This is a genomic window from Thiomicrospira cyclica ALM1, assembly GCF_000214825.1.
GTDB lineage: Bacteria > Pseudomonadota > Gammaproteobacteria > Thiomicrospirales > Thiomicrospiraceae > Thiomicrospira > Thiomicrospira cyclica.
The window spans coordinates 1,866,275-1,884,450 of the sequence record NC_015581.1 but is presented as its reverse complement, the minus strand read 5'-3'; the positions used below and the strand labels follow the sequence as shown (position 1 = coordinate 1,884,450).

At 46.2% G+C, this 18,176-nt stretch carries 16 protein-coding genes; 12 read left to right on the top strand and 4 right to left on the bottom strand.

Going from position 1 to position 18,176, the window contains the following annotated elements; translation table 11 throughout:
- Positions 1 to 31 precede the first annotated feature (31 nt).
- Entirely contained in the window at positions 32 to 559 is a 528-nt protein-coding gene (locus THICY_RS08320) for an adenine phosphoribosyltransferase (protein WP_013836168.1), read from the bottom strand.
- A 153-nt stretch (positions 560 to 712) separates the two neighbouring features.
- On the opposite strand from THICY_RS08320, the gene THICY_RS08315 reads away from it, so the two are divergent.
- On the top strand, positions 713 to 2,752 hold the full coding sequence (locus THICY_RS08315; protein WP_013836167.1) for a M3 family metallopeptidase: 2,040 nt from the start codon (positions 713 to 715) through the stop codon (positions 2,750 to 2,752).
- A gap of 26 nt (positions 2,753 to 2,778) precedes the next feature.
- On the opposite strand, the gene greB is transcribed toward THICY_RS08315, so the two are convergent.
- Complete coding sequence (greB, locus tag THICY_RS08310) at positions 2,779 to 3,267, bottom strand: transcription elongation factor GreB (RefSeq protein WP_013836166.1); 489 nt, start codon at positions 3,265 to 3,267, stop codon at positions 2,779 to 2,781.
- A gap of 180 nt (positions 3,268 to 3,447) precedes the next feature.
- Between greB and THICY_RS08305 the strand changes: the two genes are divergently transcribed.
- The 5 genes from THICY_RS08305 to THICY_RS08285 are packed head-to-tail and all read left to right on the top strand — an operon-like array spanning position 3,448 to position 11,545.
- Positions 3,448 to 4,572 carry an FIST signal transduction protein gene (locus THICY_RS08305; RefSeq protein WP_013836165.1) on the top strand — a complete coding sequence of 375 codons (1,125 nt, stop codon included), beginning with the start codon at positions 3,448 to 3,450 and terminating at the stop codon, positions 4,570 to 4,572.
- Positions 4,565 to 6,220, top strand: coding sequence for a response regulator (locus THICY_RS08300; RefSeq protein WP_013836164.1), 1,656 nt, complete (start codon positions 4,565 to 4,567; stop codon positions 6,218 to 6,220). The genes THICY_RS08305 and THICY_RS08300 overlap by 8 nt, the downstream gene beginning before the upstream one ends.
- 32 nt (positions 6,221 to 6,252) lie before the next feature.
- Positions 6,253 to 7,536 (top strand): MFS transporter, encoded by a 1,284-nt coding sequence (locus tag THICY_RS08295; protein WP_013836163.1) that lies wholly within the window; start codon positions 6,253 to 6,255, stop codon positions 7,534 to 7,536.
- On the top strand, positions 7,533 to 9,716 hold the full coding sequence (locus THICY_RS08290) for an AMP-binding protein (protein WP_013836162.1): 2,184 nt from the start codon (positions 7,533 to 7,535) through the stop codon (positions 9,714 to 9,716). Before THICY_RS08295 ends, THICY_RS08290 begins: the two co-directional genes overlap by 4 nt.
- On the top strand, positions 9,713 to 11,545 hold the full coding sequence (locus tag THICY_RS08285) for a Na/Pi cotransporter family protein (protein WP_013836161.1): 1,833 nt from the start codon (positions 9,713 to 9,715) through the stop codon (positions 11,543 to 11,545). Before THICY_RS08290 ends, THICY_RS08285 begins: the two co-directional genes overlap by 4 nt.
- Positions 11,546 to 11,555: 10 nt before the next feature.
- On the opposite strand, the gene argH is transcribed toward THICY_RS08285, so the two are convergent.
- Both argH and THICY_RS08275 read right to left on the bottom strand, forming a co-directional pair.
- Positions 11,556 to 12,950 (bottom strand): argininosuccinate lyase, encoded by a 1,395-nt coding sequence (gene argH / locus THICY_RS08280; protein WP_013836160.1) that lies wholly within the window; start codon positions 12,948 to 12,950, stop codon positions 11,556 to 11,558.
- 18 nt (positions 12,951 to 12,968) lie between these two features.
- Complete coding sequence (locus THICY_RS08275; RefSeq protein WP_013836159.1) at positions 12,969 to 13,496, bottom strand: thioredoxin family protein; 528 nt, start codon at positions 13,494 to 13,496, stop codon at positions 12,969 to 12,971.
- Positions 13,497 to 13,592: 96 nt separating this feature from the next.
- On the opposite strand from THICY_RS08275, the gene hemC reads away from it, so the two are divergent.
- The 6 genes from hemC to THICY_RS08245 all read left to right on the top strand — a co-directional run bounded on the left by hemC (position 13,593) and on the right by THICY_RS08245 (position 18,174).
- Complete coding sequence (hemC, locus tag THICY_RS08270; RefSeq protein WP_013836158.1) at positions 13,593 to 14,528, top strand: hydroxymethylbilane synthase; 936 nt, start codon at positions 13,593 to 13,595, stop codon at positions 14,526 to 14,528.
- A 13-nt stretch (positions 14,529 to 14,541) separates the two neighbouring features.
- The gene (locus THICY_RS08265; RefSeq protein ID WP_013836157.1) at positions 14,542 to 15,366 is read left to right on the top strand and encodes a uroporphyrinogen-III synthase; all 825 of its coding nucleotides are present in this window, start codon (positions 14,542 to 14,544) and stop codon (positions 15,364 to 15,366) included.
- A complete protein-coding gene (locus THICY_RS08260; RefSeq protein WP_013836156.1) occupies positions 15,363 to 16,337 on the top strand; it encodes a hypothetical protein in 975 nt (324 codons plus the stop codon). The genes THICY_RS08265 and THICY_RS08260 overlap by 4 nt, the downstream gene beginning before the upstream one ends.
- Entirely contained in the window at positions 16,334 to 17,515 is a 1,182-nt protein-coding gene (locus THICY_RS08255; protein WP_013836155.1) for a heme biosynthesis HemY N-terminal domain-containing protein, read from the top strand. The genes THICY_RS08260 and THICY_RS08255 overlap by 4 nt, the downstream gene beginning before the upstream one ends.
- A gap of 227 nt (positions 17,516 to 17,742) precedes the next feature.
- Positions 17,743 to 17,889, top strand: coding sequence for a hemin uptake protein HemP (hemP, locus tag THICY_RS08250; RefSeq protein ID WP_157862776.1), 147 nt, complete (start codon positions 17,743 to 17,745; stop codon positions 17,887 to 17,889).
- Positions 17,890 to 17,898: 9 nt separating this feature from the next.
- The gene (locus THICY_RS08245; protein ID WP_013836153.1) at positions 17,899 to 18,174 is read left to right on the top strand and encodes a hypothetical protein; all 276 of its coding nucleotides are present in this window, start codon (positions 17,899 to 17,901) and stop codon (positions 18,172 to 18,174) included.
- Positions 18,175 to 18,176: the final 2 nt, after the last annotated feature.

Sequence of the window (18,176 nt, the reverse complement as noted above, 5' to 3'; positions counted from 1 at the left end):
TAATCAAGCCATGCCCGCGATAAAACAGGGATCAATCGCTGTATTGGATGATGGAGCGAACACCATGTCCATTGTAATTAAAATTATTTAAATGAGTCAGATCAATCACGCAGGCAAGCCCTGCAATGTTATAGCCCACCTCTTCGCATAGCTTGCAGGTTGCTTGTAATGAACCACCCGTTGCAATAAGATCATCTAATATTAATATCCTAGAGCCATCTCCCTTTTGCATGTGGAGCGAATCTTTGCCATACTCTAGTCCGTATTCAATGGATGCATGTACATTCGGTAATTTACCGGGTTTGCGAACTTTTACAAAGCCCTTTTGATGCTTGTAAGCGAGTGCTGCGGCAAAGATAAAACCGCGTGATTCAATACCCGCCAAGGTATCAATATTTTTCCAATCTTCATCCGTGTAAAGAGCACTAAGCGCATCAATTGTGGCATTAAAGTGATTGCGCAATAAGGGAGAAATGTCGCGAAATAAAATACCGGGTTTCGGGAAGTTGGGCACCTCGTCAATAAATTGAGCCAGTTGAGAAGAGCTATTCGAAGCCATGCGAGTTCCTTATTATTGCGAATTGTGAGTACGTGACATTGTGGTCTTCTGTGTAGATTTAATCTTGCAGCAAACCACTCTCAAGTTTATTTAGCATAATTTAATCTAATAATTTAACATAAACTATAATTTTATTTTCAAGAGGATGGTCGGATGCCGCATTTAGTTTTAAAGCAGCCCAATTTTAGCGAGATGTCCTTTGATAAGATTGAATCCGATATCGATCAGTTATTAATTAGTAGCAGAAAAACGCTGGCCGAGTTGAGCAATGCCAGTGAAGCCCCTACCTGGGAAAACTTTGTTGCACCTTTAGAGCAGATTGATCATGATTTTGAAGCTACTTGGGGCCCAGTAGGGCATTTGGATGCCGTGTGTTATTCAGATGAATGGCACCAAGCCTATGAGACTGTCTTGGCGAAGATTACGCAATATTATTCAGAACTAGGCCAAAATAAAGCCTTGTTTACTCGGTTTGAAGCTTTGGCAGCAAGCGATGAATATCATCATCTTACGCTTGCGCAAAAAAAAGTTATCGATAACTCACTACGTGATTTCAGATTAGCGGGTGTAGACTTGAACGAGCAGGATCAAAATCGTTTTAAATCGATATTACAACGCTTATCACAGTTATCAAGTCAATTTAGTAGCCATGTTTTAAAGGCGACCCAGGCCTGGTCCTTGCATATCACTGATGAAAGTCAACTTGTTGGTTTGCCCGAATCCGCTAAAAACCTGCTAGCACAGTATGCCCAGCTAAAAGAGGCAACAGGCTGGCGAATTACCCTTGATTTTCCCAGTTATCATGCTGTTATGACCTATGCTGATGACGCTTCCTTACGTGAAAAAGTTTACAAGGCATACGCTACACGTGCGTCCGATCAAAGTGACTATCCAGCTTTTGATAATACGGACCTGATTCAAGAAATTGGCGAGTTACGCTATGAAAAGGCCAAGATATTAGGGTTTAGCAGTTATGCAGACTACTCAATCGCAACCAAAATGGTTAATTCAACAGAGCAAGTGTTGCAGTTTTTACGAGATCTTGCCCAGCGTGCCAAGCCACAAGCTCGCCAGGAGTTAGCAGAGCTACAAACATTCGCAACGCAATACCTAGGTATGGGCGAATTGAATCCGTGGGATATTGGCTATGTTAGCGAAAAGTTCAAAGAACAGCGTTTTGCGCTATCGCAAGAAATCCTAAAACCTTATTTTCCTGTAGAGCACACTCTGTTAGGTATGTTTAGCTTGGTCACGCGTTTGTTTAATGTTCATATAGAACAACAGCAGGATGTAGATGTGTGGCATTCTGATGTTCGTTTTTATGTCATCAAAAATTCAGCTGGCCAAGTTATTGCCGGCTTTTATTTAGATTTGTATGCACGTGAAAATAAACGCGGTGGCGCTTGGATGGACGTGGTGCATAGTCGCTGGCGTCAATCGTCTGGTGATACCATTGCGCCTATCGCTTACTTAGTTTGCAATTTTACGCCGCCGGTAGCCGGCCAGCAGGCCTGCTTAACTCATAATGAAGTGACCACGTTATTTCATGAGTTCGGTCACGGTCTTCATCATATGTTAACTGAAATGGAACATATCAATATTTCCGGTATTAGCGGCGTTCCTTGGGATGCCGTTGAGCTACCTTCTCAGTTTATGGAAAACTTCTGCTGGGAGCGCGAAAGTTTAGATCTGATATCAAGGCATATTGACACGAATCAACCGCTTCCAGATGAGTTGCTAACCGCATTGAAAAAGTCGCGGCATTTTCAATCGGCGATGATGCTACTCAGACAGCTAGAATTTTCGTTGTTTGATTTTATTTTGCACCTAGATTATGACCCATCTAAGCCAAATAACGTCATTGAATTAATCCAGCGTATTCGGGATGAAGTCGCCGTTATTCATCCACCGAGTTATCATCGCTTTCCTCAAAGCTTTAGTCATATTTTTGCGGGTGGCTACGCGGCAGGTTATTTTAGTTATAAGTGGGCAGAAGTGTTATCGGCAGATGCATTTAGCCTATTTGAAGAATCCGGGATTTTAAATACAGAAACTGGTTTAAAGTTTAAAAACACGATATTAGCGGCGGGCGGTTCAATAGATCCAATGTCACTATTTAAAGCATTCCGAGGGCGTTTACCGACCATTGATGCATTATTACGTCATTCTGGTATAAATTCTTCGGCTGCTTAGGTTTATTTATTTGATTCGCCACATTTTTAGCTGTTATTGCTAGGATAATAAGTTATGGCGGTTATTTCCCAGTCTAAGGGCAGTTCTCCGCTTACAATAACCTGTACGCTCTCGCCTACGGATTTTTGTAAGCATGCGCGCGCCATGGGCGCGTCTATCGAAATGTAATCGGAGTTATGAAAAATCTCATCAGGTCCCACAATTCGAAATGCTAAGCTTTGCCCGTTAAAGTTCTTTAAGTAGACTCGGGCGCCAAAATAAATTTTTCCTTCTTGAGAAGGATGATAATCGACAATTCTAAGTTGTTCTAATTGGCTTCTTAAGTAGCGTAAGCGCCGGTCAATTTCGCGTAATCTCTTCTTGTTATACTGATAATCGGCGTTTTCCGAACGATCACCTAAGCTCGCCGCCCAGGCAACAATTTTTGTGACTTTGGGACGTTCATTGCTCCAAAGCTCATTAAATTCATGCTGCAGCTTTGTATAGCCAGCGCGGGTAATTAAAAGTGTTGGCATTAATGTTTGTTAACAGTTTATATAAAGTTCTTGATACATAATAGTGAGTATTATAGTTTAATGGTATTAATTAACCAGCTATATGAGTCGTTATTAGCATTCAAAAAGGGTCCTAAAAAACCAGTTTGACCAGCTTGTTCAATCTTAAAATATAGTATAAGGTTTTTATAAAGGTGTAGCATGATCTATCACTATAGTTCTTCAGGCAAATGTGTTGATTTTGTAGCGGTCTGTGAAGACGTAATGCGTCATGAGGACGTGCAAGGCATATTAGCCTTAACCGCAGAAGCGAACCGCTATGACGTTAAAGAACTCAGTCAATCATTATCGAGACTGCAAAAACCTATCATGGGCGGCATTTTTCCTCAAATCGTCTATGACTCAAATGCAATAGAGCAGGGGTTTGTTTTGATAGCGTTAAAGACACCGATTGATATTAAGCGGTTTGAAGGACTTAGCAACCTTGAGCAGGATTTTGTGGCCGATATTGACCGCGCCTTTTGCGATCAGCCCCCTCCTAAGTCCTGTATTAGTTTGGTGGATGGTTTGGCAACGTGTATTTCAAGCTGGGTTGACGGGTTATTTGAAGTCTTAGGCTCGGATGTTAAGTTTGTGGGCGGTGGAGCTGGTTCTTTGAGCTTTGAGCAACGGCCCTGTTTGTTTTGTAATGATGGTGTTTTTAAAGATGCTGCTCTTATCGGTGTACTTGATAAAAGCTTTAATGTTGGTGTTGGTCATGGATGGCATACCATGCATAGTGGCCTGCAAGTAACCCAAGTAAAAAAAAATATTATCTACGAAATAGATAATCAAAATGCCTTTGAAGTTTATCAGCGATTAGTGGCCCCTCACCATAATATTGGTATTACTGCGGAAAACTTTTTTTCCGTTGCCCAAGCCTATCCATTTGGTATTCACCGACTCAATGATGAAAAAATTGTTCGTGACCCGATTGCAGTAACCCCAGAGGGGGGATTGATTTGTGTTGGTGAGCTGTCACAAGGTGACTTTGTGGACTTGTTGACAGCGGAGCCGGCACAATTAATTAATGCCGCAGCGGTTACATCGGCTTGTGCCAGTTCGAGTCAGCAAGCTAGCTTGCAACACCCCATCTTATTTGATTGTATTTCTAGGGCTTTGTACCTTAAAGAGCAGTTTTCTGACGAATTAGCGGCGATTAAAAGTGAACTGACAAGCCCAGATCCGCTTGTCGGGGCGTTGGTTTTAGGAGAAATTGCCAATTCTGGCAATGGTTACCTTGAGTTTTACAATAAAACTACTGTTGTGGCTTGCTTCGATGACTAGTTCGTTGCCAAGCCAAGACCTGCAAAACAATCGCCTCGCTATTTTGTATGAGATGGCGATGGCGATAGGTAATACGCTGGATGAGCAGCAACTAATAACGTCTGTTGCGAAGGTCATGTTAAGAAAACTAAATGGCATTCAAATAGCTTTTTTTATTAACAACCTAGATGCAATTGATGAAGTACAACAGCCTAGTTATTGCCTGCCGAGGCAATCTTTATCCGATGAGCACCTATTCCTCTGTCAGCAATGGTGGAGCCAGCAGAAGTCTCTAGAGAGTAACGGACTGAGTGGGGTTATATCGAGCAGCCAAACTGGTGATCACAAGCATATTTACGGCATTAACCTTGCAGGCGTCGGTATCGTCACGATTACAACGGTTCAACCGATAGATTCGGCTATGTTGCCAGCATTATCACCGGTCTGTGACAAACTTAGTAATGCCATAAAATCTTGCCGATCGAATCAACAGTTGGTGAGTCAGGAGCAAGCCTTGCAGACGATGTTATTTGAGCTTCGGCAAGCTCAAGCATCACGCGATGCATTTTTAGCCAATATGTCTCATGAAATACGTACGCCACTCCATGGCATTACGGGATTTATTGAGCAACTCGCTGCTACGCCTCTTAACCCCCAACAGCAACATTTTGTCGAAATGACCCGACAAAGCTCCGATATGTTGCTGGGCATTATCAATGATATTCTAGACTTTTCAAAAATTGATGCGGGTAAATTGGTCTTAGAGCGTCACCCATTTAATTTGCAACAGGCACTTGAACCGATTATTGAAATGTTCCAGCTTCGTGCTAAAGCTAAGTCTATTCGGTTTGAGGTATGTTATGACTTTGATGCCGCTGTGACCTATTTATCAGACCCATTACGTATCAAGCAAATTTTGACTAACTTAATTAGCAATGCTATCAAGTTTACTCATCAGGGCCAGGTTCGATTGCTTGTTAAAACAGTTGCAGAAAAAGACGATAAAGTTCGGTTAAAGTTTCGTGTAAGTGATACGGGTATCGGTATGAATGCCAAGCATATCGCGCGTATTGGAGAACCATTTTTACAGGGCGATGAATCCACGACACGATTGTATGGTGGTACAGGTTTGGGTTTAGTTATTTGTTCTCGGCTCTTAGCGTTTTTTGATAGCTGTCTTCGAGTGGAGTCTGTTTTGCAAAAAGGTAGTGTATTTGAGTTCGATTTAATCTTAGATAAAGTTGAGAAGGCGCAAGAACCTGTATCAGATTTCGTTTTTGATACGTCTCAGTGGATTGGAAGATCGGTACTAGTCGTAGAAGATAATCCGGTCAACCAGTTACTTATGGAAACCATCTTAAAGAAAATATCGATAGATGCTATCTTGGCTGAAAACGGCTTAGAAGCGCTTGAAATGTTTCGCTATCAAACCTTTGATCTTATCTTAATGGATATTAATATGCCGGTCATGGATGGGCTTGAGGCCATGCAGGAAATCCGTGACTGGGAAGCAGAAAAATCCTTATCCAGAACGCCTATCATCGCCTTAACAGCTAACGTACTGCAAGGTGATAAGGTCAAGTATTTAGATCAGGGCGCTGATGCGATTCTAGCCAAACCCCTTCAACTCAATCAACTTTATGAACAGTTGCATCATGTGTTTAAATAATCGATAGATTTATTAAACTAGAGCGACAAGCAATGCTTAATCGTGACTTTCGAGCCTTATTTGCTGTGCAGTTTTTGGGCGCTTTTAATGATAATTTAGTTAAAAATGCCGTTGCCATTTTGATTGGTTATCGTTTGGTTAGCGATGCGGAGGCCGGGTTTTGGCTCAGTGTCGCCGCGGGCTTATTTATTTTGCCGTTTATGTTGATTTCACCTTGGGCTGGCCGCCTTGCCGATCAGTTTGATAAGCTGCGGTTGATTCAACTTATCAAACTGGCAGAAGTGTTTTTGGCGATATTGGCGGCTTGGGCGTTGATCAGCCAAAGTCTGTTTTGGTTGTTAGTTGCCATAACTGCGCTGGGGATTCAATCGGCGTTTTTTGGACCGATCAAATATGCCATTATTCCAGAGCGGGTCGCTTCTACTGAGTGGATGTCGGCCAATGCCTGGTTTAGTGGCTCAACCTTTATTGCGATATTGTTAGGCACCTTGTTGGGTGGCTGGGGCGCTATCTCTGAAAGTCATTTATGGGTTTTAGCAACCGGCGTATTCCTCGTTGCGCTCTTAGGTGCCTGGGCGAGTTTTCAAGTGACCCCCGTTTGTGTACCGAAGCCAAAATTAGGCAAGGGTTCATTAGCTTATGGCGCGAGTTTTATGGCGGTATGGCAAAACTGGCATGATGGACGTGGTCGTTTGGTTATCGCTATTTCACTATTTTGGTTTATTGGCGCGACCTTATTAAGTCAGTTGCCGCACTGGGTACAAAGCTTGGGTGGCAATGAGCAGGTGGCTATTGTCTGGCTGGCTGGTTTTGCGGTCAGTTTTGGTTTGGGTGCGGCCTTGCGAACGCTGCTAAACACTTGGCTCAACTGGCATCACCAGGCCTGGTGGCTGGGTTTAATGGCGCTTGTATTAGGTGATGCGGCTTGGCTGAGCCAGCAAGTCTGGGCTGAGGCGTCAGTGCTGGTTGCGCCAGGCCTGTTTTTTAGTGATCCAACGGCTGTGCGGATTAGCTTGGATTTAGCACTGATTGCGATCTTGGGTGGGCTCTATACGGTGCCACTCTATACCCAATTACAACGGCAAGTTGCGGCCTCAGCCAGAGCACGGGCGTTTGCTCTTAATAATGTCATGAATGCACTTTGGATGGTGTTATCGGCACTGGCTTTGATGGCGGGTTACAGTTTGGGGTTAAGCTGGCCGCAATTAGCAGGCCTGCTGGTGATGGGGATAGGGATGATGGCGGTTTGGGTGGCTTGGCGCTTTAAACAAACTACTTGGTTAGTTGCGGCACAGGCGGCAAAGGAGAAGGCATGAGTCAGCAGAAGCAACAGCAGGCCTGGTGGGTCACTTTTGTGCGTGGTCTGATTAAATTTTGGGCAAAACGTTGGTATCGTATTGAGGTTCGAGGCTTGGAGCATTACCACCAGCGACCTCAAGACCGTCCGTTATTAATTGTTGCCAACCATGTCTCCTTATTGGATGGCCCCTTGATTGATGGTTTTATTCCGGGATCCACCACCTTTATGATTGATGCGGCTCATACCCAGGGCTGGTTCCGCTCAATTTTATTGCGACTAGGTCGGTACATTACCACCGATTTACATAGTCCGATGGCCGCGAAACATTTAATCAAAGCACTGGAGGCGGGTGAGCAGGTGATGATTTTCCCCGAAGGTCGAATTAGTACCCAAGGCGGATTAATGAAGATCTATTCGGGCGCAGGCCTGGTGGCCGATAAAACCGGCGCGGCGGTGCTTGCCGTGCATATTGAGGGCGCGCAATGGAGCCACGCATCCTATTTAGACGGACGGGTGCGTTGGTTACGCCGTTCGCGCCGTCCTAAGATAACCTTGACTTTAAGCCCCGCCGAGCCTTTAGCGATTGACCCGCAGCTGCGAGGACGAGCCCGTCACCAAGCCTATCAAAAAGCGATGTTGCAAAGATTGCAAGCGAGTCATTTTCAAGCGAGCTGGCAGCCAGGTAGTTTGTGGCAAGCCTTTGACCAAGCGGTGACCAACCAATGGTCAACCGGGCGCTGGCAAGGAGTTGATGATGCGTTAGGCACCAAACTTAGTTATAAAAAAGCCCGTTTAGGCGCTCGCGTGCTAGGTAGCAAGCTAGCCCAACTCTGTCCGGAATCGAATATTGGCGTGATGTTGCCCAACTCCGCAGGCGTTCTGGTGACTTTTTGGGCGTTGCAAAGTCAGGCCAAGTTACCAGCGATGTTGAACTTTACCGCGGGGGAGGCTGCGTTGATCTCGGCCTGTAAAACCGCCCAGTTGCAACGGGTTCTGACCTCTCGGCGTTTTATTAAATTAGCAGGCCTGCAAGCCATTGAACAGGCACTTGCTGCACATATTGAATGGATTTATTTAGAAGACGTGCGTGAAACGATTAGCCTAGTCGATAAGTTATCAGCACTGGCGCGACCCAGTCGGAGCTTGCCAGGTTATCAACAAGCCGCTGATCACCCGGCGGTTATTTTGTTTACTTCTGGATCCGAGGCTGCGCCAAAAGCCGTGCTGTTGTCGCACCAAAATCTGTTGGCGAATATTGCCCAAGTCGGCAGCCAATTTGCCTTATTGCCTGGCGATGGCGTATTTAATGCTTTGCCGACCTTCCATAGTTTTGGCTTAACAGCAGGCCTGCTGTGGCCCGTGTTGGCAGGAGCAAAACTGACGCTCTATCCTAGTCCGTTGCACTATCATCAAATCCCCGAAGCGGTATATCAGTCCAATGCGCGGGTGTTTTTTGCTACAGATACTTTTTATAAAGGCTATGCACGCAGAGCCGATCCTTATGATTTTAATCAAGTTGAAGTTCTGGTGGCGGGTGCGGAACCCCTAAGTGCACAAACCCGTGAACTCTATGCGCAAAAGTTTGGCAAAACGATTTTGGAAGGCTATGGGGTGACAGAGGCCTCTCCCGTGGTGGCGGTTAATACGCCGCAAGCGCGACAGGATGGCAGCGTGGGGCGTTTATTACCAGGTCTGGTTTATCGTCTTGAGCCGGTGGAAGGTTTGAGCGAGGGTGGACGTTTATGGATTAAAGGGCCGAACGTGATGCTCGGCTATTGGTTTGAGACCGCAGCGGGTGAGTTAGTGGCACCACCGGATGGTTGGTATGATACCGGCGATTTGGCGAGGATTGATGCGCAAGGGTTTATTTGGTTATTAGGTCGAGCCAAGCGTTTTGCCAAGATTGCCGGTGAAATGGTGTCGCTGGTGGCGATTGAGCAAGCCATAGCGCCTATTTTAGCGCCCGACAAACTGGGGGTCGCGGTGCGAGTCAGTGATAGTAAAAAAGGCGAAAAAATTGTGCTGGTATCGAATGATGCGCACTTAAGTTTAGGCCAGGTGCAACAGGTTTTAGCGCAAGCCGGAATGAACGAATTGGCTTGGCCAAAACTTATTTATTGGCGCGAACAGATTCCGCTATTAGGCTCAGGCAAAATTGCTTATCAACAACTTGATCAATGGGTAGCAGAGCAATGAAGCTTAGTGCGCTAATAGCCTTGTTTGCCGACTGGGGCTGGCGTCAGCTATTACTGGTAACGGTCATGTTCTTGTTATTTGCGATGATGCTATTTAGCCAGGATTTCACCCAAGTTGCTGCTGGTGTGGCGCTGTTTTTATTTGGGATGACGCTATTAGAAACCGGTTTTAAAGCGCTCAGTGGCGGCATCTTAGAGCGAATCTTAAGAGCATCTACGGCTCGTCAAAGTCACAGTGTGGCTTTCGGTTTGGCCAGCACCGCATTAATGCAATCCAGTAGCCTAGTCTCTTTAATTACGGTGTCATTTGTGGGCGCGCAAATGATTACTCTAGCGGCTGGGATTGGCATCATTATTGGCGCCAACCTAGGTACCACTACCGGGGCTTGGTTAATGGCCGGTTTTGGCTTAAAGGTTGATATTGCGGCCTATGCCTTGCCATTGCTGGTGCTGGGCGTCTTGTTACAACTGCAAAAGGGTCAAAAGATTCGTGGCCTCGGAGCGATCTTGCTCGGTATCGCATTTTTATTTTTGGGCATTCATTACATGAAGCTCGGATTTGAAAGTCTGCAAGGCACCTTTGATTTAACCGCCTATGCGATGACCGGCTTATTGGGCGTGTTGGTTTTTACCTTGATTGGCATGGTTATCACCACGATTATGCAGTCCAGCCATGCCAGTTTATTAATTATTATTTCTGCACTGGCAACCGGCCAAGTCAGCTATGAAAACGCCTTAGCTCTGGCGATTGGCGCCAATCTAGGTAGCACCATTACCATTGTGATTGGTGCGATGGCGGCTAATGCGTGGGGTAAACGGCTGGCGTGGTCGCACGTTATTTTTAATGTTGGCACCGCGCTGATTGCGATTGTGATGATTGATGGGTTCGTATGGCTGGTTGATGGCTTAGCAGGCCTGCTAGGTATAGCGGCTGATAATTATTTATTAAAGTTGGCTTTATTTCATACCCTTTTTAACCTTACTGGCGTTTTGCTGCTTTGGCCCTTTGTCACTAAAATGGCCGACCTACTCACAACTAGGGTGGCCGATAAGCCAGTAACCCGCGAACAACCCTTATATGTTATACCGGCGGCTTTAAGCAGTGGCGATACGGTGCGGCAAGCGGTGACGCTTGAAGTAGGCCATTTGTTTGATAACAGCTATGGCTTAATCGCACAGGGGATTGGTTTGCGTCGCTCGGTCATTGAGTCTGAGGAATCCCTAGCCCATGCGGTGCAAAATACCCGCCGGTTTATGCCGCTGGATTTAGAAGGTGATTATGAGCAAAAGGTGAAGAACCTGCATAATGCGATTGTGGAGTTTATTGGTCAAGCTCAGCAACGGGACTTGCCGCAAGCGGTTATCGAGCCGATGTATCAATTACGCCGCGCCAGTTTAAATGCGGTGCAAGCTGTGAAAGCGATCAAGCATATGCATAAAAATTTAGCGCGCTATGGTGTGAGTGAGCAAGCCGCCGTGCGGCAAAAATATGACATGATGCGGATCAGTTTAGCTAAATTGCTACGTGCTTTGCGTCGACAGATGCAAGCTGAAAAACCCTTACCGAGTGAACAGATGGACGCGTTTTTTAGTCATTGGCAACAACAAATTGACGAAACGAGTCGCCAACTCCAAGCCAGTTTAGATCAGGATATTCGTCAGCGTGCGATGAGTGCCCATATTGCGACATCGATTATGAATGATGAAGTTTATTGGCGCAGTCTTGCTAACCATTTGTTATTGGCGATGCAGCTGTTCAATCAGGCTCAAAATCTGCCGGATAAACAGACTGGTTCGGGCGAACTGGATGCGATCGCCCCGACCTTTTAACCGCGACGAGTTAGAAGTTTAAACGAGTTTTGGCTTGTGCCACTTGATGACGAACTTGCGCAGGTGCTGTGCCACCGAGATGGTTGCGGGCATTGACAGAACCTTCCAGAGTTAATACCTCAAAGACATCTTGATCAATGACATCACAAAAGCCTTGTAAGGTCGCCAAAGACATATCGGCTAAGTCCTGTTGCGTTTTTACCCCGTGAGCGACCGCTAAACCCACCGCTTCATGGGCGTCACGGAAGGCTAAGCCTTTACGCACCAAATAATCCGCTAGGTCAGTGGCCGTGGCAAAGCCATTGCGCGCCGCACGATAGGTATTATCACGCTTCACCTCTAATGCCGGCATCATGTCACCAAATGCGCGTAAACAGCCGCGAACGGTATCAATCGTGTCGAAAAGTGGTTCCTTATCTTCTTGGTTGTCTTTATTGTAAGCCAGCGGTTGAGATTTCATTAGCGTCAACAGACTCACCAGGTGACCATAAACTCGCCCTGATTTACCGCGTACCAGCTCGGGCACATCGGGGTTTTTCTTTTGCGGCATAATGGATGAGCCGGTACAAAAACGATCCGGCAAATCAATAAACTGAAATTGCGCCGAGGACCATAAAATCAGCTCCTCAGAAAAACGGGTTAAGTGCATCATAAAAATGGCCGCCCAACTGGTGAACTCAATCGCAAAATCGCGATCAGAAACGCCATCGAGGGAATTTTGACAAATTCGCTCAAAACCAAGCAATTGCGCGGTATATTCTCGGTCAATCGGATAGGTGGTACCCGCAAGCGCTGCCGAGCCTAATGGCAAACTATTGACCCGTTTACGACAATCTAGCAAGCGCTCTTCATCCCGTACCAGCATTTCATACCAAGCTAACATATGATGACCAAAAGTCACCGGTTGTGCTGTTTGTAAATGGGTAAAGCCCGGCATAATGGTATCCGCTTCGCGCTCGGCCAGTTCGACCAGTCCTTGTTGCAGTCGGTGCAAGTCTTGCTGAATAAGGTCAATTTGATCACGGACATATAACCGAATATCGGTCGCAACTTGGTCATTACGTGAACGGCCAGTGTGTAGTTTTTTGCCCGTCACGCCAATCATTTGAGTTAAGCGCGATTCGATATTCATGTGAATATCTTCTTGCTTAATCGACCAATGCATTTGCTCGTTTTCAATTTCACTAAGAATATGCTCAAGACCTTTAATAATGGCATCTTCTTCTTTGGCATTGAGTACACCAATCTTGTAAAGCATTCGCGCATGAGCAATCGAACCTTGGATATCTTGTTTGTACATCCGTTGGTCAAATTGGATCGAGGCGGTAAATTCTTCGACAAACGCATCGGTCGCTTCCGTGAAACGACCGCTCGATAGTTTTTCTTGGTTTATGTTTTGACTCATGACATCTCGTTTATAGATTTAAGGTAAAGGGCGACGCATTTGATCCGGGTTTACGGGTAGACGCATTGGATTGCCAATGCGTTCGTAGGCCACATTAAGGCGTTGATGAATCATGGCCGCATAGAGTTGCACATCCATACTGCCCACCAAAGGTTCAGCAACCGGAAGTCCGCGCCAATCGACAAAAATCACCGTAGGGGTAATGTCGGCGCGATACATACGAGCAAAATCGAATTTTGATAAGGTTTCGCTGGGTGAAAACACCAGTTGACGACTGTTGTCGGTACTTACTTTACGCATATACATGGCGTAACCATCATAAAGGCCGCCACGCATCATCGGGGTGAGTACAGCGGCATCAACCTGACTGCAAAACTCACAGTGATACGCGGTAAACATAATCATAATAGGGATATTTTTTTCCCGTGCTTGCTGTGCCACAAAATGAAAGTTATCCATTTCAGGTAATAAGCTGGCTTGAGCCTTTTGATCACAGCCAGCTAAAAAGCCCACTGCAAGCAGCATTGCGATCCATTTTTTAAACATGTTCTTGTCCTCCTCTTATTGTGATTTTTATTTTAACGAAATTTGCGGACACTATTTGAGTAAAATGTAAGGCGCGATTAAACAAAAGGATAACCCATGAAAAATCATTTGCGTATTGCGACCCGAAAGAGTCCCCTTGCTCTCTGGCAAGCTGAGTTTGTTAAAGCCGAGCTAGAAAAAGCCCATGCCGGTTTAAAAGTGACGTTAGTGCCAATGAGTACGCGCGGTGATAAGATTTTGGATGTGCCGTTGGCCAAAGTGGGTGGTAAGGGTTTATTTACCAAGGAATTAGAAGAACAAATGCTCGCTGGTCAGGCCGATTTAGCGGTGCATTCAATGAAAGACGTGCCGATGGTATTACCGGAAGGTTTTGCACTGAGTGCGATTATGGCACGCCATGATCCATCCGATGCGTTTGTATCTAATAACTACGCGAACCTAGACGAGTTGCCGCAGGGTGCGATTTTAGGGACTTCTAGTTTACGCCGTCAGGCACAGTTCCAAGCCTTGCGCCCAGATCTTGAGATTCGTTTTTTGCGCGGTAACGTCGGTACCCGCTTAGGCAAATTGGATGCGGGTGAGTATGACGCGATTGTGTTAGCAACGTCCGGCTTAGAGCGCTTGGGATTAGATGAGCGGATTCGCTGTAAAATGCAACCTGAACAAATCTTGCCGGCGGTGGCGCAAGGGGCATTGGGCATTGAAACCCTAGCTAATGACACAGAAACCCAAGCATTAATTGCTGTGCTTAATGACCCTTTAACCGCAACGGTGGTCAAAGCCGAACGTGCGATGAACCGTTGCTTAGATGGTGGCTGTCAAGTGCCGATAGGGGGATTTGCGCTGTTAGAAAATGACCAGGTCTGGTTGCGCGGTTTGGTGGCCGAACCGGATGGCTCCAAAATGATTAAGATGGAAGGACGTGCGCCCGCTTCGCAAGCGGAAGGTTTAGGTCGATTAATTGGCCAAGCTTTATTAGATGCCGGTGCTAAAGAGATTCTAGCCAAGTTGTATCAACCCGAATCAGCCTAAGCAGGGGCTTCAGTTGATTTCACTGCTTAATACCCGCCCTCAGCCGCAGGCGTTAACTCAGGCGATTGAGCAGGCCTGGCCAGCGCAAGTTCGGGTCATTGAGGCGCCGTTGCAAAAACTGGTGTCCTTGCCATTACTGCCCGAGCCGCACCAACAATTTAGTTGGCAAACGGCCGATATTTGGGTATTTGTCAGTGCGAATGCGGTGGCGTTTTTTCATCACGCGTTACAAGCGCAAGACTTGTCCGGTCCTCCGCCCTCGGTAGCCTTGGTCGCAGTAGGTCAAGCAACCTGGCAGGCTTTGGCCGATTTGAATTGGTCGGGCTTGCAACCCTTGCCAGCCAGCTTTGATAGCGAAGGGATGTTGGCCTTACCCGTCTTTAATCAGGTGGCGAATAAAGCGATTGGTATAGTTAGAGGTGAGGTAGGGCGCGATTGGTTAGCAGAACAGTTGAACCTGCGTGGTGCCAGAGTTAGTTTTTATCCGGTTTATCGGCGCGAGGCTTTGCCGCTAGATGTTTCTGCCTGGCAGACCTGGTTAGCACCGATTGCGTCTAACCAGGCCTGCGTATCTTGCAATTCTTGCTGTTACTGGGTGCTATTGACCAGTCAGGAAAATGCGCTGATTTGGTGGCAGCACTACCAGGCCTGGTGCCAGTCGCATCCACAAACTAGGGAGCTAGGTGTGCTGTCACTGACGGCTAATGTTGCTCAATGTTTAAGCGACTGCGGTTTTAAGGGTCAACAGCGAGTCTGTGAAAATGCGTCGCAATCGAGTATGCTCAAACAATTATCCCAAATATTGGGCGATTCCCTTGTTGAGGAGAGAAAATCATGAGTGAACCCATAACCCCAAAAGCAGAACATCATGTTGTCGAAGGGGAATTTGTTGAAGCCGAGGCCAAGACACAGACTTCGAGTACAAAGCAGGCCGACAAAACCAAAGCTGGCCAGCCTAAGTCTTTATTACGTAACGCCAAACAACCCTGGTTGGCGATGTTAGCTATGACGGGGATTTTGTTGGGTGCGACCAGTTGGATTGCCCTAGAACAGCGCACCGCAACACTCTATGAAATGGCGCACGCAGGTCTGGCATCCGATGCGCTGGTTGAGCAGCAGTTAGAACAAAAAATTGCGCCGTTATTACAAAAAATTGCTTATCAACAACAAAAAATCACCGCGCTGGAAAATTGGCAACAGTCCTTTCAAGGCGGCGCCCGTTCGTTTTTGCGTGACTATGAAACGCTAGAAGCACAGCTTGTTGAAATGCAAGCCATGTTGGCACAGCACGCGCAACAGCTGGCTACTGTTAGTAACCAGCAACGCTCGGCACCTACGCCGGAACCTTCATTAGCCCCAAATTCTGCTGATGAAATGAATCAACAGGCAGTTACATCTGAAATGCAAGCCGCACTGAGCCACTTAAGCCAAGAGTTACAGCAAGCGCAGGGGCAGTTAGAGCAAGGCTTAACTCAAATGCGTGCTGAAATCGCTCGGTTGCAACAACAAGCCGACCAGGCGTTAGCAGGTCTGCAAACTTTAACTGAAGACCCGGAGTGGCAATTAGGACAGACTGAACTGGCCGAGCAATTGGTAACATTTCAACAGCGTTTAACAGAGCTTGCTAATGATCAGGCGGCGTTACAAGCCGATTGGCTCTCGAAAATGGCACCAGAAGTTGAGGCCATTATGACGGAAGTGACACCTACTTTTGAGGGGTTATTAAGTCGGTTCAATAACTTATTCACATTGAAAAAAATTGAAGAAGATGCACCTAGTAGGGCAGAAGAGCAGGGAGCCACACCATGAAGCTATTAATAGCATGGGGTTTGTTTCTGATTTTGGGTGTTGCCTTAGCAAGCCTGGCGGTACTCAATTTAGGTGAAGTGGTATTACGTTGGGAGCAATGGGAGCTCATCACGAGCTTAGGCTTGCTTTTAGCCCTGTTAATTGTTGGCATGATTGTGTTTTACTTGCTAATCAGGTTTTGGGTGGCTGTGTGGAACTTACCTCGCGCCTGGCAAAAGCGCCGTCAATTAAAGCGATATCAGCAGGCACAAGCGAGTTTATCAAAAGGACTTATTGCGCAAGAGTTGGCCGATTGGGCAAAGGCTGAAAAGCAACTAATTGCCACAGCCAAACTATCAGAAAATGGTGTGATGCATTACTTGGCAGCGGCGAAAATGGCTGATGCCCAACAAGCAACAGCACGTCGTGATCAATATTTGCAACAGGCGCGCCAGCGTTATCCAGAAGAAGACATCACCATCGGCTTAGTTGAAGCGCGATTATTAACCGCGCAGCAACCGGATACCGCCCTAGTGATTTTGGCTGAACTCCAGCGTATTCATCCAAAACACCCGGTGGTGTTACAGGATTATTGGCGATTATTGACCCAGCAACAGCGCTTGGGTTTATTGATTAAGCTCTGGCCCGGTTTAAAAAAATACAGTGGTTTATCGCGTGAGCAGTTGGCCCGTCATGAACAAGCCTTATTGATCATGCAATTGCAGCAGGCGAACACACTAGAACAACTGAATCACTTATGGACCGGTTTGGCTGGGCGCACACAGATACAACCAAGTATTCTTACCGAATATGTTAAACAGGCGTTACGCTTTGATGACGCGAATAACTTAGCGGGATTGATTGAAAAAGCGCTAAAAAAACAATGGGATGAGTCTCTGGTTTATTGGTATGGACGCATTGAGTTTGGCCCCGCTTTTGATCGTTTTAAGCGTGCGCAGGGCTGGTTAGGCGATCACCCTGATAGTGCGGTGTTATTACTAACATTGGGACGTTTGGCTTGCCAAAGCCAGCTTTGGGGGCAAGCGCACCATTATTTCAACCAAAGTTTGGCGTTACAGCCGGAATTAGAAACTTATCATGCGCTGGCGCACTGTTATGAAGCAGAAGGCGAGGACACCCAAGCCGCACTCACCTATAAGAAAGCTTTGGCACAACTGCCTTACGCCACCAATCATTAAGCCGAGTTTATTTTCTCGCGTTCTAACGAAACCCGCTATGCGGGTTTTTTTTGTATTTAATGCAGCATAAAACCCCATAAATACTGCGGTAATGATTTTTTATGCTAAATAGCATTAATTTTTATTTGACATCTTGAAAGTCATTCATTAACATAGCAAAACAATATTGAGATTTATTACTATTCGCATTTTATTAATTGATTAACTTGGATTTATCCGTGAGCACTATGCAGAACCACAGCACCGAAAAACCTTTGCGCAGTATTGATAGCCAAGCGTTATTAGCGGGTCAAAAGCTGATTACTATTCAGCATGGTGCGCAGCAATATGTGTTGCGTTTAACCAAAGAAAACAAACTGATCTTAACTAAATAGGGACTAGCCATGAAACAGCCAATCCATAACCCCCTGATTCACCTTGCCCTCTCCGAAGCAAAATTGGCCGAATTATTTCGGCTTGGGGTGTTGTGTGCCGCTGATGTCGATTGCCTAGATGTCACCAGTCGCGATCAGGTGCAAAGGCTATGCCTGCAAACCTGTGCTCAACAACTTTGTGCGGTATGCCCGTCCCGTTCGACCTGCTCAAAAGGTCAGAGTTCATCGTCAAAGCATGTTGTTCATTGGCCTAACCTGCCCACCATCAAATCCTTAATTAATTAACG

Excerpts from the sequence above, each read along its gene's own strand:
- hemC (WP_013836158.1), top strand. The coding sequence starts at position 13,593 with ATGAAAAATCATTTGCGTATTGCGACCCGAAAGAGTCCCCTTGCTCTC.
- THICY_RS08300 (WP_013836164.1), top strand. The coding sequence starts at position 4,565 with ATGACTAGTTCGTTGCCAAGCCAAGACCTGCAAAACAATCGCCTCGCT.
- argH (WP_013836160.1), bottom strand. The coding sequence starts at position 12,950 with ATGAGTCAAAACATAAACCAAGAAAAACTATCGAGCGGTCGTTTCACG.
- THICY_RS08285 (WP_013836161.1), top strand. The coding sequence starts at position 9,713 with ATGAAGCTTAGTGCGCTAATAGCCTTGTTTGCCGACTGGGGCTGGCGT.
- THICY_RS08290 (WP_013836162.1), top strand. The coding sequence starts at position 7,533 with ATGAGTCAGCAGAAGCAACAGCAGGCCTGGTGGGTCACTTTTGTGCGT.
- THICY_RS08275 (WP_013836159.1), bottom strand. The coding sequence starts at position 13,496 with ATGTTTAAAAAATGGATCGCAATGCTGCTTGCAGTGGGCTTTTTAGCT.
- greB (WP_013836166.1), bottom strand. The coding sequence starts at position 3,267 with ATGCCAACACTTTTAATTACCCGCGCTGGCTATACAAAGCTGCAGCAT.
- THICY_RS08260 (WP_013836156.1), top strand. The coding sequence starts at position 15,363 with ATGAGTGAACCCATAACCCCAAAAGCAGAACATCATGTTGTCGAAGGG.
- THICY_RS08255 (WP_013836155.1), top strand. The coding sequence starts at position 16,334 with ATGAAGCTATTAATAGCATGGGGTTTGTTTCTGATTTTGGGTGTTGCC.
- THICY_RS08315 (WP_013836167.1), top strand. The coding sequence starts at position 713 with ATGCCGCATTTAGTTTTAAAGCAGCCCAATTTTAGCGAGATGTCCTTT.
- hemP (WP_157862776.1), top strand. The coding sequence starts at position 17,743 with ATGCAGAACCACAGCACCGAAAAACCTTTGCGCAGTATTGATAGCCAA.
- THICY_RS08295 (WP_013836163.1), top strand. The coding sequence starts at position 6,253 with ATGCTTAATCGTGACTTTCGAGCCTTATTTGCTGTGCAGTTTTTGGGC.
- THICY_RS08245 (WP_013836153.1), top strand. The coding sequence starts at position 17,899 with ATGAAACAGCCAATCCATAACCCCCTGATTCACCTTGCCCTCTCCGAA.
- THICY_RS08320 (WP_013836168.1), bottom strand. The coding sequence starts at position 559 with ATGGCTTCGAATAGCTCTTCTCAACTGGCTCAATTTATTGACGAGGTG.
- THICY_RS08305 (WP_013836165.1), top strand. The coding sequence starts at position 3,448 with ATGATCTATCACTATAGTTCTTCAGGCAAATGTGTTGATTTTGTAGCG.